At 48.6% G+C, this 12,465-nt stretch carries 12 protein-coding genes and 1 riboswitch; of the genes, 3 read left to right on the forward strand and 9 right to left on the reverse strand.

Annotated elements, in window-relative coordinates:
* Positions 1-15: 15 nt before the first annotated feature.
* Positions 16-1,884, reverse strand: coding sequence for a TonB-dependent receptor domain-containing protein (locus tag ACY2RR_RS20680; protein WP_490110086.1), 1,869 nt, complete (start codon positions 1,882-1,884; stop codon positions 16-18).
* A gap of 174 nt (positions 1,885-2,058) precedes the next feature.
* Positions 2,059-2,254, reverse strand: a riboswitch (cobalamin riboswitch).
* 165 nt (positions 2,255-2,419) lie between these two features.
* Between ACY2RR_RS20680 and ACY2RR_RS20685 the strand changes: the two genes are divergently transcribed.
* From ACY2RR_RS20685 to yciH, 3 genes are all read left to right on the forward strand, one after another.
* Positions 2,420-3,064 (forward strand): transglutaminase-like cysteine peptidase, encoded by a 645-nt coding sequence (locus ACY2RR_RS20685; protein WP_490110087.1) that lies wholly within the window; start codon positions 2,420-2,422, stop codon positions 3,062-3,064.
* Positions 3,065-3,171: 107 nt separating this feature from the next.
* Positions 3,172-4,209: a DUF2333 family protein gene (locus ACY2RR_RS20690; RefSeq protein WP_490110088.1), complete on the forward strand. Its 1,038-nt coding sequence runs from the start codon at positions 3,172-3,174 to the stop codon at positions 4,207-4,209.
* 118 nt (positions 4,210-4,327) lie between these two features.
* Positions 4,328-4,672 carry a stress response translation initiation inhibitor YciH gene (gene yciH, locus ACY2RR_RS20695; protein WP_490110089.1) on the forward strand — a complete coding sequence of 115 codons (345 nt, stop codon included), beginning with the start codon at positions 4,328-4,330 and terminating at the stop codon, positions 4,670-4,672.
* Here yciH and pgi read toward each other — a convergent pair.
* From pgi to ACY2RR_RS20735, 8 genes are all read right to left on the reverse strand, one after another.
* A complete protein-coding gene (gene pgi, locus ACY2RR_RS20700) occupies positions 4,669-6,321 on the reverse strand; it encodes a glucose-6-phosphate isomerase (protein WP_490110090.1) in 1,653 nt (550 codons plus the stop codon). The two genes, yciH and pgi, sit on opposite strands and share 4 nt — an antisense overlap.
* 164 nt (positions 6,322-6,485) lie before the next feature.
* Positions 6,486-6,866 (reverse strand): aspartate 1-decarboxylase, encoded by a 381-nt coding sequence (gene panD / locus ACY2RR_RS20705; RefSeq protein WP_490110091.1) that lies wholly within the window; start codon positions 6,864-6,866, stop codon positions 6,486-6,488.
* 81 nt (positions 6,867-6,947) lie between these two features.
* Positions 6,948-7,796, reverse strand: a complete 849-nt coding sequence (gene panC / locus ACY2RR_RS20710) for a pantoate--beta-alanine ligase (RefSeq protein ID WP_490110092.1) — start codon at positions 7,794-7,796, stop codon at positions 6,948-6,950.
* The gene (panB, locus tag ACY2RR_RS20715; protein ID WP_490110093.1) at positions 7,793-8,590 is read right to left on the reverse strand and encodes a 3-methyl-2-oxobutanoate hydroxymethyltransferase; all 798 of its coding nucleotides are present in this window, start codon (positions 8,588-8,590) and stop codon (positions 7,793-7,795) included. The genes panC and panB overlap by 4 nt, the downstream gene beginning before the upstream one ends.
* A 204-nt stretch (positions 8,591-8,794) precedes the next feature.
* Entirely contained in the window at positions 8,795-9,475 is a 681-nt protein-coding gene (locus tag ACY2RR_RS20720) for a deoxynucleoside kinase (RefSeq protein WP_490110094.1), read from the reverse strand.
* 54 nt (positions 9,476-9,529) lie between these two features.
* The gene (gene folK, locus ACY2RR_RS20725; protein WP_490110095.1) at positions 9,530-10,039 is read right to left on the reverse strand and encodes a 2-amino-4-hydroxy-6-hydroxymethyldihydropteridine diphosphokinase; all 510 of its coding nucleotides are present in this window, start codon (positions 10,037-10,039) and stop codon (positions 9,530-9,532) included.
* A gap of 20 nt (positions 10,040-10,059) precedes the next feature.
* Positions 10,060-11,505 carry a polynucleotide adenylyltransferase PcnB gene (gene pcnB, locus ACY2RR_RS20730; RefSeq protein ID WP_490110096.1) on the reverse strand — a complete coding sequence of 482 codons (1,446 nt, stop codon included), beginning with the start codon at positions 11,503-11,505 and terminating at the stop codon, positions 10,060-10,062.
* 116 nt (positions 11,506-11,621) lie between these two features.
* The gene (locus ACY2RR_RS20735; RefSeq protein WP_490110097.1) at positions 11,622-12,449 is read right to left on the reverse strand and encodes a hypothetical protein; all 828 of its coding nucleotides are present in this window, start codon (positions 12,447-12,449) and stop codon (positions 11,622-11,624) included.
* Positions 12,450-12,465: the final 16 nt, after the last annotated feature.

Raw genomic sequence — 12,465 nt, forward strand, 5'->3', positions numbered from 1 at the left:
ATATAAACAGTTCGATTAAATTTCAGGAGACCAGGAAACGGAAACAAAAACACCACGGGGCTCTTCGTTGTATCCATAACTGGTCTGGTAATCTTTATTCAACAAATTAACGAGCTTCAAATCAGTTTTCCACTCTTTCGTAAGTTGGGTACTCGCACGCAGATCGAATGTAGCAAAGCCATCAACACGGTCTGTGTTTTTTGGAGCGTCTTTGTCCCAGGAATGGCTCTGCGCTCGCATGATGCCGCCAAACGTATAACGACCGAACTGACGGCTAACGTCCACAATCAGGCGTTGCTTGGCTATACGACGCAGCTGCTGGTCTGTATCTTCATTCATAGGGTCAAGCAAAGTCAGGTTAGCCTGCAGATCCCAGTCAGCCAGCTTGGTTCCCAGTGCGAACTCCAGCCCTTTAATCTTCGCTTTGCTGATATTCTCAGCACGGTAGTTTTGAGCAGGATTGAGGGAGATTTTATCATCAATACGGTTTTCAAAAGCATTAACAGACCAATCAGCACGTAAGCCCGCAATGCTTTTACCACTGACAGATAACTCGGTATTGTAAGACTTCTCGGGTTTCACATCTGGATTAGGGGCAAAAACATTGTAGAGATCCTGAAATGTTGGAGCCTTAAAGGCTTTGCCCCACGACGCTACAACACGGATATCGGACGCAAAGCTCTTGCCGAGAGCAAAGCCACCGGTCGTTTCGTTGCCATACACTTCATTGTCATCCCGCCGTAGGTTAACTCGCAGATCGTAGGTGTTAAAGTTGATCTGCTGTTCCGCAAATATGGCTTTATTATCACGTGAGGTTACATCAAAGTCGGTAGAACTGATGACTCTGTCCTTATAGTAATCAACTCCTGCAATCAGAAGACTGTTCTCTGATGTGGCGATAGTATTCTGCCAGTTATAACTATGGCGGCGAGTGTCAAACTTGGAGCGACCATAGGGAGAGTCCTTGGCATTCTGATAATCCTGGTTATACCCAGCCGTTAAAGATGTCGTCCACCTGTCGTTGAAAATATGCTCGTACTTACCAGAAACCGCTTGCTGTTTGAATTCATAGTACGGTTTGTTAACTGGAGTAGAGAAGGGTGTGGAAGATGAGGTTGTATCGTACTCTGACTCACCTTCACTCTGCAGAAAGCTGACTGACACCGTGTCTTTGTCAGAAAGTTTATGGCTGATGCTCAAGTTACCACTGACATTTTTATAGCCGTCATTATCCGTATCAGTACCGTGTTCCTGCTTGGTACGATCATAGCCATCAGTATCAAAGGCATTCACTCCGGCAGCTATACGCGTTGCATCGTTTCCTCCAGAAGCGAAAACACTCAGCTCTCTTGTGTTTCTGCTGCCATAGCCAGCTTTGATGGTCGCAGAGGGCTTTGTACTGCCTTTGCGCGTAATAATGTTAACAACTCCACCAATAGCGTCGGCGCCATAAAGACTGGAAACCGGGCCACGGACAACTTCAATGCGTTCGATCTGCTCTGGAGAAAAATACTGCAGGCTGGCACCGCCAACAGTTGCACTGCCAATTCTCTGTCCGTCAACCAGCACTAAGGACTCATTATTATTAGTCCCTCTTATTGAGATTGAAGCTGCAGAACCCGGGCCGCCAGATGTTCTGATCTGTACACCAGGAAGTGTATTCAGTAAATCAGGAACACTGGCAGCTTGAGAGGTTTCAATATCTTCACGGGTAATAACTGAAACAGGTGCCAGTGTCTGATCAACTGTCTGGGCAGTTCGTGTGGCAGTTACAACAACGTCATCAAGCTGATAGACATCATTGCCATTTGCTGAAACCACGGAGCTTTGAGTTATTGGCAGCAAACAAACTGCCAAGGCTATGGGTGAGAGCTGTGTGCGCATGCTTTTTTATATTCCAGTTTTATTCAGGCTCTGGCCCGAAGCCTTCATTGAGAAATAAAAACGGAAAAGGGAGGGAGTATTGAGAACAGCCGTCCGAGAATTTTACTCATCCGCAAAATTCCTTAAGACAGGACCACAACAGGTCGCGCTGGCTACTTGGGTATTCCCGCCCAGTTTTCCATTTTCACAAAGGCAGGTTTCCTGACTCCAGTATCATCGCCTGACTCCACCTTCCCAAAGTCGACATCACTTCAGTGGTTTTACCGTTTACAACACGGTTGGAGGCAAACTCCTCTGTCACAGTTGCGGGCACAGTTCAGGCTTTCTACCTGATTCCCTATTGAGCCTACTCAGCACGAAAAAAATAACTTCTTCATGCGTCAATTCAGGCACCTTTGCGCAAGGCGCCAATATTATTCGCGTGCAATACGAATGTATAGGGCAACATCCCCGCCATAGGCGAAATACAGTCACTCTCCCTGTCTATAGTTATCTAAGGATCTCGTGGTTAAGTCGTACACAGGGAGTGTGATCCGTGAAGTCTATAGCAGCAGTCCTGGCCGCTGGGGTCATTGGGCTGAGCAGTGCTGCTGTAAGTGCCAGTTCGCTGCCAGCCAATCTCCCCCCGCCATCAGCAGGTATTACAGACCAGCGTCTCGACGCCTGGGAACAGCTTGTAGCCCGTTTGCGCTCAGCACCAGATAGTGAGCGCCTCAAGGAAGTGAACAACTTCTTCAATTCTCTCCTTTTCCGCAGCGATCAAACTGTCTGGGGGCAGGAAGATTATTGGGCCTCTCCTTCAGAATTCCTCAATCGTGGCACAGGTGATTGTGAAGATTACGCCATTGCCAAATACATCAGTCTTCGGCGCTTGGGAATGGATGACAGCCGATTAAGGCTGGCATACGTGCGCTCATTAACTCTTAGACAAGCCCATATGGTCCTACTCGTTAATACCGGTAATGGTGAACAGGTGGTTCTGGACAACTTAACCAGTGCTATGCAATCACCACAACGGCGAGGTGATCTGGAGCCTGTATATTCCTTCAATAGTTCCGGCCTCTGGCTACTGGACCAGCAATATCAGGAACAGCGTATAGGCCAGGCCTCACGACTGAGTCATTGGGTTTCACTTCAGGAAAAATCTCAAAATCCGGGTATATGGCCTTCCAGCGAATGATTATTGCCACCAAAGCCTATTAGTTCAGGCTTGCATTGCCCATAATAGCCCCCAAAGTTTTCCACTTCGTTATCAAAACGAACAGCTTTGGAAGAAAAGGGGACACTATGGGCCTGGGCAGTTGGAAAGAAAGATTGTTTGACTCGATGTCAGACATTAATGGTCATCGCTGGGGGAAAGTCATCAGCATTATTATCGCACTGTATGTGATTGCGATGATCATTCTCGGTGTGTACTGGAGTCAGGAGCCAGAAGCTTTTGATGTTAATGAAAATGCTACCGCCATAGCGACCAAACTCAATCGCCCAGTCGTGGCAGGTTTCACCTCCACCGCTACAGCTATCACCATTGGCGAAACTCTCCTCAACAAACCCGGCGGTTATACCCGTAACGATATAGCACCTCCCGGCGTATTTATGGACAACATGCCCAACTGGGAATTTGGTGTTCTGGTACAGCTGCGAGACTTTACCCGTGCAATGCGAAAAGATTTCAGTCGTTCACAATCCCAATCCAAAGAAGATCCTGATCTGGCTATTGCCGAGCCTCAGTTTAACTTTGACTCTAAAAGCTGGGCGCTACCCTCCAGTGAAGGTGAATACCAGCGCGGTATTGATAAGCTAGACAGCTACTTGCTGCGCCTCTCCGACAATAAAAACCCTGCACAGTTCTACACCCGTGCAGACAATCTGACTCAGTGGCTGCGCGATGTTGAAACCCGCCTGGGTTCACTGTCTCAGCGTTTGAGTGCCAGTGTTGGCAAAACCCGCCTGAATACAGATCTGGCTGGCGATGCATCTGCTGAACAATCTACTCCTGCAGCTGCGGAACTTCAGGTGAAAACACCCTGGACTCAGATTGACGATGTATTCTACGAAGCTCGTGGCACATCCTGGGCTCTTATCGAACTCCTGCAGGCTGTTGAAGTTGATTTCCAGGATGTTCTTGAGAAAAAGAATGCACTGGTTAGCCTGCGTCAGATCATTCGTGAACTGGAAGAAACCCAGGCTACTGTGTGGAGTCCGGTGATTCTGAATGGCAGCGGCTTCGGTGTTCTGGCTAACCATTCCCTAGTAATGGCCAACTACATCTCCCGTGCGAACGCTGCGATTATTGACCTGCGTACTCTGCTGACCCAAGGCTAATCCTTTTCTGAATCCATACCGGCAACCGCCGGTATGGATTTATCAAATGCCTTTCTTCAAGTAATCTTCTCTCCTTTCCGCTTTCTTTAAGCAGTTTCTTTTTTGAGAAAATCAGGCCATGGCGAAATACAACTCCCGCAATGTCGATACTCGTCTGGTATACAGCACAGATCAAGGGCGCATAAAAGAAGATAAAAAACCAAAGAACGAAGTCCCTGAGACAGACGGTGTTGTTCGTGTTCGTCCAGAGAAAAAGGGGCGTGGCGGTAAAACCGTGACCGTTATCACAGGCTTACCAATGGCAGGCAACGATTTGAAAGCCTTTGCTAAACAACTAAAGAAACGCTGCGGTGGTGGCGGTGCAGTAAAAGATGGCGCTATTGAATTACAGGGCGACCATGTGGATACCATGGTCGCCGAATTGATCAAGCTTGGGCACAACGCAAAACGTGCTGGTGGTTAAGTATTCGCTTTGCGGAAACGTTCAATAATATTGCGGGTAGGGCTGTCCAGCTCACTGGTGTCTCCGCCTCCCATCATTGGGTAAAGCTGTTTGCCGAGCAGCTTACCCAGCTCCACGCCCCATTGATCAAAAGAATTAATATTCCAGATCACACCCTGCACAAATACCTTTTGTTCATAGAGCGCGAGAATTGCTCCTAACGTTTTTGGCGTCAGGGAATCGCAGAACAGGATAGTGCTAGGCCGATTTCCAGGAATGACTTTGTGTGGTGCAAGCTGTTCGATCTCTTCCACCGAATTACCAGCAGCCTTCAGCTCTGTCTTTACTTCTTCCAGAGTTTTCCCGTTTGCCAATGCATTCACCTGCGCCAACCCATTGGTGAACAACCAGGCATGCTGGCTATCAATAGGCGTGTGGCTGGTAGCTGGCATAATAAAGTCAGCAGGAATCGTACATGTACCCTGATGTAACAGCTGCATGTAAGCATGCTGATCGTTAGTGCCTGCACCACCCCAAACGATAGGGCCAGTTACACTGGCAACAGGCTCCCCATCGTGCTGAACCCGTTTACCGTTGCTTTCCATATCAACTTGCTGGAGATGTTTTGGTAGATAACGAAGGCCATGATCATAACTGAATACAACATGGCTTTGAGCATTTCCCCAATGGCGATACCAAAGCCCAAGCAACGCCATGATGACTGGCATGTTTTGGTTAAACGGAGTGCGTCTGAAATGTTCATCCATTTCACCTGCGCCAGCCAGCAATTCGGCAAAGTTTTCATAGCCGACAGTGAGAGCAATGATCAGCCCGATAGAAGACCAGAGAGAATAACGTCCACCAACCCAATCCCACAGAGGAAGAATATTTTCCTTGGCAACTCCAAACTCTTTTGCAGCCTGAATATTGCTGGAAACAGCAATCAGGTGTTTCTCTAAATCACTCTCTTTAAGCCCGTTATTCAGGAGCCACTTTCTTGCAATTCTGCCGTTAGAAAGTGTCTCCAGTGTCGTAAATGTTTTGGAAGCGATAATGAAAAGAGTTTCTTCAGAGTTCAGTGACGCCAGGACATTGGAAATTTCTGCTGGATCAATATTTGCCACATAGTGAGGCGTTATCTGCCCGTTATAGAAAGGTTTCAGTGCATCTGTAACAACCTTCAACCCGAGATAAGAGCCACCAATACCAATATTCACAACATGACGAATAGGTTTACCAGTGTAACCGCACCACTTATTTGAATGAATTTTCTGGCAGATAGTTTTCATCTGCTCCTGTGCGGCATGAATGTCTGGCTTTACGTCTTTGCCATCTACCAACACTTCTTTAGCATCAAAGCTGCGAAGGGCGCTGTGAAGTACAGCCCGCTTCTCCGTGCTGTTAATAACAGCACCAGTAAACTGGCTCTCAATAGCTCCCGCTATATCAGCTTCTGTGGCTATGGATAACAGTTTCTCGAGAATTTTGTCATCAATCAGATGCCGGGAGTAATCCAGCAACAAGCTACAGGCATCAATGGAATAACGATCAAAGCGGTCAGTTTCTTTTGCAAGTGCGGTACGAAGAAAATCGGCAGGGAGTTGCTGATATAGCTTTCCCAACTCGGAAGACGCAGAAAAACCGGGTAAGGCTGAAGATTGTGTGGTCATTCCTTGATGCTCCGAAAAACCAGATTGAAAACAGTTTAACTGAACATGCAATGCAAGCATTGTTCCTGGGCTGCAAACATCTGATAAATCAAAAAACCGCCAGTCTGATTAACAGACTAGCGGCTTAGTTCCTTTGAATCAGCACCTTCTGTATGAAGGTTTTTTTACGCTACCTGAACAGGGATCGCGTTGGCACTGTGGCTGACAGTGTTGTCTGGATTCATATAAAGCAGAGCAGGCTTGTGATTGGCGCACTCAGCTTCAGAGTAATTGCCATACGCACAAATGATCACGCGGTCACCTGGCTCAACCAGACGAGCGGCTGCACCGTTCATGGAAATGATTCCAGAACCGGCTTCACCACGGATAATGTAAGTGGTGAAGCGCTCACCATTATCCTTGTTGTAGATTTGAATCTGCTCAAATTCGCGGAGACCAGCCATGTCCAGCAGATTACTATCGATGGCACAGGAGCCTTCGTAGTTCAGTACTGCATGTGTCACGCTGGCCATATGCAGCTTCGCCTTCAGCATTACATTCTGCATCGGGATATTCCTTCTTCTATGGTCTGCGTTGTGGTAAGTATCTACCGCAGTGCAGCGCAAAATACTTGTTCGGGACTTGTTTTACAAGTCAATCTGCAGATTGTCGATCAATCTGGCTTTGCCAAGACCAGCAGCTGCAAGAATAATCAGCGCTTTATCATCTGGTCCTGCAGGCCGCAGGTCTGAGCGGCGGATAATATTGAAATAGTCTGGCTGGAAGCCGGATTCTGCCAGATGAGCTATCGCATCACGCTGAAGAATGTCGTAATTCACATTGCCAGCAACAATGGCTTCTTTGGCTTTGTTCAGCTCTTTACTCAGCAGGCAGGCTTGCTCCAGCTCTTCAGGTGAGAGGTAACCATTGCGAGAACTGAGGGCCAGCCCTGTTTCAGAGCGAGCGATTGGGGCACCAATAATTTCAACAGGTAGGCACAGATCTTTCACCATCTTCTTGATGATGCAAAGTTGTTGGAAGTCCTTCTCACCAAAAACAGCCATATCTGGCTGAACGATGTTGAACAGCTTGGTCACAACCGTAGCGATGCCAGTAAAAAAGTCCGGGCGGCTCTTGCCACAATGCATACCATCCAGAGCTTCAACCTTGATTTCGGTGTGATGATCCAGGCCTTCCGGGTAAATAATGTGGGAAGTTGGCGCGAAAACCATATCCACATTGTGTTCTTCCAGCAGGGCTTCGTCCTGAGCCATGGTGCGAGGATAGCTGTGATAGTCCTCGTTAGGGCCAAACTGCATCTGGTTGACATAGATGCTGACAATCACAACATCCGCCAGTTGCTGTGCTTTGGTTACCAGAGTCAGGTGACCGCCATGGAGGTTACCCATGGTCGGAACCAGTGCAACTGTTTTGCCAGCAGCTTTTACGGTCTGAACGTAGTCACGAATCTCTTCAATGCTGTAAATGGTGTTCATGCGTCGAATCCATGCTCTGGAGCGGGGAAGGCACCACTCTTAACGTCTGCCACAAAACTGGCAACGGCATCCGCTGGCGTATTAGCTTCTGCCATGAAATCTTTTACGAAACGAGGCTTGCGGCCGTGGGTCATACCCAGCATGTCGTAAACCACCAAAACCTGACCATCTGTATCAGGGCCAGCACCAATACCGATAACTGGTACGTCTACAGAACGAGCAATTTCACGGGCCAGAGGTGTAGGAACGCACTCCAGCAGCAGGATGTTCGCACCGGCTTCTGCCAGCAGGCGGGCATCCTCAATCATTCGGTTGGCGGATTCTTCGTCACGCCCCTGAACTTTGTAACCGCCCAGCATGCTTACGGACTGAGGAGTCAGCCCCAAGTGCAAGCAGGTTGGCACACCACGTTCAGACAAGCCGCGAACGGTATCGCATAACCAGCGCCCACCTTCGAGCTTGACGACTTCAGCGCCCACCTGCATAAGCGCAGCGGAGTTCTGATAAGTCTGTTCCGGGGTAGAGCAGGCCATAAAAGGAATATCAGACATGATCATGGCGTCGGTATTGCCACGGCTCACACAGCGGGTGTGATAAATCATGTCTTCCATAGTAACTGGTACGGTGGAATCTCTGCCTTGGGCAACCATGCCCAGAGAGTCACCCACAAGAATAATATCTGTTCCCTGACTGCTGACCATATGCGCCTGAGTAGCGTCATAGGATGTGAGACAGGTGAATTTTTCACCGGTCTGCTTCATTTCCAGTAGAGAATGGAGAGTGGTTTTGGCCATAGAACCCTGGATTTGTATTTGGTGCCATCCTCTCTCGAGTCAGGCTTATCCGATGATGCAATGACGCGCTATATTGGTGGAAATGCGGGCTCTTTTCCAGTGCAGAATTTACCTGTTTTCTGGTATTGCGTTGCGTAACTGCTGCAAGACAGGAGGGATGCGTGGGTGAACCATTGGGAAAACAGCAGGTTATAAGCTTCTTATCTATAAGTCCGATGGTTTGGGGTTGAAATAATGTCGCCCTTTTCGACAGGTAAGAATCTCTTCTACCAGTTGGTGGTAATCCTGCTCATTGTGCACAAGATCGATTTCTGCGGCGTTGACTATCAGTAATGGCGAATCCTGATAGTAGTGAAAGAAGCGAGCGTAAGCTTCATTCAAACGTTTCAGGTAACCATTTCCTATCAGTCGCTCCGCTTCAATCCCTCGTTCACGAATTCTTTCTTTCAGAACATCTACCGGTGCCTGCAGATAAATGACCAGTTCTGGCTTTGGCAGGTCTCGGGTCTGCATACTCCAGGCCCGGTCATAGAGTTCCAGCTCATGGGCATCCAGATACATTTCCGCAAACAGGCGATCTTTCTCCATGCAGAAATCAGAAACCCGCACTTCTTCAAACATATCATTCTGACGAAGAGTCTGGAGCTGTGTTGCTCGCTGAAACAGAAAGTGCAGTTGGGTCGCTAGAGCGACCTGACGAGGATGACGGTAGAAACGTTCGAGAAAAGGATTTTCTCTGGGAGGCTCTTCAAGAAGAACATCATAATTGAACGTGCTGGCCAAACGCCGAGCCAGCGTTGTTTTACCAACACCAACAGGCCCTTCTACAGCAATAAACCGGGGAAAGTCTTCCCTTAATGGATACGAAGCCAACCTTGCTTCCATGTACGACTTTCCCCTGTCATATGTTTATTATTTTTATTCTTATGAATTGTGCCATCAGGCAGGCTGTGGCAGTGGAATCTCCGCAATCGCAGAAAGTCCTTCCTCTCCACTAGTTTGTAAAAGCTTTTTCAGGCTTTGTCCAGTAGGGAGCACAAGCTCAGGAGCAATATCTGCCAGTGGTCGTAAAACAAAATTACGCCAGTGCATTTCTTTATGAGGAACGATTAAGCGTACGCTCTCAATAATCTCTTCCCCGTAAAGCAACATATCAAGATCAAGGGTGCGAGCACCCCAGCGGATATGGCGCACCCGCCCATGATTCTGCTCAATCGCCTGCATAGCATCCAGCAATGGCAAAGGCTTAAGGCTGGTTTTCACTGCAACTACCGCATTGATGTAATCCGGCTGATCTCCCGGCCCAACAGGATCACTGCGATAAAGGCGGGAGGTTGCAATCAATTCAGTTTGATCAATCTCAGCTATCTGCGCAATGGCAGATAACACTTGCTGATCTGGCGCTTCAAGGTTGCTGCCCAAACCGATGTAAGCGGTAACGCAGGACATGGTTCTACCTTCTTCAAAAACTATTCGTTGGTTTGCCGGCTGCGAGAAGCATTATTGCTGGTAGGTTTGCGCCTGCGGGTTCTGCGACGACGATTGCGGTTCGGAGCCTTATCATCACCACGACTTTGGGTTTGCTCACGGTGCTGATGGCTGTGAGATTGACGAGTATCTGCCCGCAACTCAGGATGTGCGGCCTGGTAGTCTGTCCACCACTGACCCGCACCACCTAAATCTTCACCGGAAGCTTCACGCAGCAACAGGAAGTCATAAGCAGCACGGAAACGTGGATGAGTTAGCAGCTCATTCACCCGGCGAGGCTGACGACGTTCCAAGCGTCTCTGCAAATCCCAGATTTCCCGCATAGGAATTGAGAACCGCTTGGGAATAGCTGTGTGAGTACACTGATTGGAAACAACCTGCATAGCAGCCTGATGCAACGCTGGTACAGGAGGCAAACCCTGAGCTTCCAGATCAGCTGCCATAGCCACCACAGGAGGCCAGAGAGCCGCAGCATAGAAGAATGCCGGGGTAACAGGCTTTTCCTGCTGAATGCGTCTGTCAGTACTTTTCAGGGCTTCATCCAGCAGTCGTTCGCCTTGCGGGTTGTCGAACAATGCAGATTCTGTTGCCGGAAATAGTGGCTCGAACAGATCATATTCCCGCATAAGTCCCAAAACTTCCTGTCCATAGCCAGAGAGAAACAGCTTCAGCGTTTCATCAAAGAGTCTCGCAGAAGGAATATCCCGCAGAAGATTACCAAGCTCACGAATCGGGGTCGCTGTGGATTCTTCAATCTGAAAATCCAGTTTGGCAGCAAAGCGAACCGCTCTGAGCATACGAACAGGGTCTTCATGGTAACGGCGTACCGGGTCGCCAATCAGCCGAATCAGCCTGTTCTCAATATCATTCATACCACCACAGAAATCGTGAACAGTGAAATCATCTGTGGTGTAGTAGAGGGCATTAATGGTGAAGTCACGACGAATGGCATCATCTTCAATAGTGCCATACACGTTATCCCTCAGAATCCGCCCGGAGTCTGAGTGATGGGAATCATCCTTATGCTGCTGTTTTGCAGGCACGGAGTCATGGTTCGCCCGGAAGGTGGCAACTTCAATAACTTCCCGCCCAAAAACAACATGAATCAGTTTGAAGCGGCGCCCGATAATGCGGGAGTTTCGAAACAGAGAGCGAACAACTTCCGGAGGGGCACTGGTCGCCACATCGAAGTCTTTTGGCGATAAACCCAGCAACAAATCCCGAATACAACCACCCACCAGCCAGGCTTCGTGCCCCTGGCTGCGAAGACGATAAAGTACCTTCAGGGCATTATCACTGATGTTTTTACGGGAAATTGAGTGTTCATCCCGGGAAATCGTCCGTCGAACCGGCTCCGGTGTGGATGATGCATCCGTGCTGAAAAGCCTGGACAGGAATCCGATGAGTCCTTTGCGCCCGCCAGTCATAATATGCTGTGATCTCTGGTTACTGCCATGAACAAGACATCTGTTCGATGCATAGGAAACGGACATATTAACATCAGGCTCGGAATAGAGACAGTTTGGCTATACAGATGCCTCTGTCAGGTTGATAGGTAAAGCCACCAGATCATATCTCCTGGACACTGTTTAACCAGCGCTTCACTTATCACCTGACTGGCCATGGTCTTCTGCATATTGCTCAACCATTCGGTATCTTCAAGGCGACTTTCCAGATACCAATCCGGATAGGAGTGAAGCTTGCGATCATAATAGGCCAGAGGAAACTGTATCTGCTTGGGCAACTGAGGAAGATTCTGATAGAACGCTGTTACACACTGCTGCACCAGTTCTTCTCCACGACTGTTTCTTTTGCCGATATAGGTGGTGGACTCTGTTCGGTACTCATCGTTATAAGGGCGCATCATCTCCCCGTAGCGAGCAGCAATGCACTCTTCCATGGAGAGAGATTGTGGGGATGAACCATAACCCATAACCTCACAGGCCAAGCGTGCCTTCTCTTTGTTTTGATCCCCCATGGTTTGATACCAGGGAGCATTTGGCCCCAATTCCATCTGAGCAACCACAAGACTTGTGAGATAGAGGTTCTCTGCCGGGCTGAAGCAGTTGGCATCACTACTCTTGCGCAGAGGAACAAGAAGTTTCAGGTTAGGATTGCGGTTAATTTCCTGCTGACGATTCATGCGCATTCGCTGGCAGATCGTCTCACCACTGCTTTGCATGTGCGACTCTTGCATAGGCTGCTGGGCAGGCGTCTGCGACATCTGCATTTCTGATGATGCCGGCATTTGAGAAGGTTGCGCCATCTGTTCCATTTCGGCATGGAGTAACGAAGGCACAAATAACAATGCCAAGTAAATGTTGAGCAGGCTTGTCGCTCTGATTTGTTTCAAATCCTTATGAAACAACACGGCAAAATCTCCGGTC

The organism is Parendozoicomonas sp. 2304DJ65-17, from assembly GCF_058148445.1.

Excerpts from the sequence above, each read along its gene's own strand:
- panC (WP_490110092.1), bottom strand. The coding sequence starts at position 7,796 with ATGAACACCATTTACAGCATTGAAGAGATTCGTGACTACGTTCAGACC.
- ACY2RR_RS20720 (WP_490110094.1), bottom strand. The coding sequence starts at position 9,475 with ATGGAAGCAAGGTTGGCTTCGTATCCATTAAGGGAAGACTTTCCCCGG.
- panB (WP_490110093.1), bottom strand. The coding sequence starts at position 8,590 with ATGGCCAAAACCACTCTCCATTCTCTACTGGAAATGAAGCAGACCGGT.
- pgi (WP_490110090.1), bottom strand. The coding sequence starts at position 6,321 with ATGACCACACAATCTTCAGCCTTACCCGGTTTTTCTGCGTCTTCCGAG.
- ACY2RR_RS20690 (WP_490110088.1), top strand. The coding sequence starts at position 3,172 with ATGGGCCTGGGCAGTTGGAAAGAAAGATTGTTTGACTCGATGTCAGAC.
- yciH (WP_490110089.1), top strand. The coding sequence starts at position 4,328 with ATGGCGAAATACAACTCCCGCAATGTCGATACTCGTCTGGTATACAGC.
- ACY2RR_RS20680 (WP_490110086.1), bottom strand. The coding sequence starts at position 1,884 with ATGCGCACACAGCTCTCACCCATAGCCTTGGCAGTTTGTTTGCTGCCA.
- pcnB (WP_490110096.1), bottom strand. The coding sequence starts at position 11,505 with ATGACTGGCGGGCGCAAAGGACTCATCGGATTCCTGTCCAGGCTTTTC.
- panD (WP_490110091.1), bottom strand. The coding sequence starts at position 6,866 with ATGCAGAATGTAATGCTGAAGGCGAAGCTGCATATGGCCAGCGTGACA.
- folK (WP_490110095.1), bottom strand. The coding sequence starts at position 10,039 with ATGTCCTGCGTTACCGCTTACATCGGTTTGGGCAGCAACCTTGAAGCG.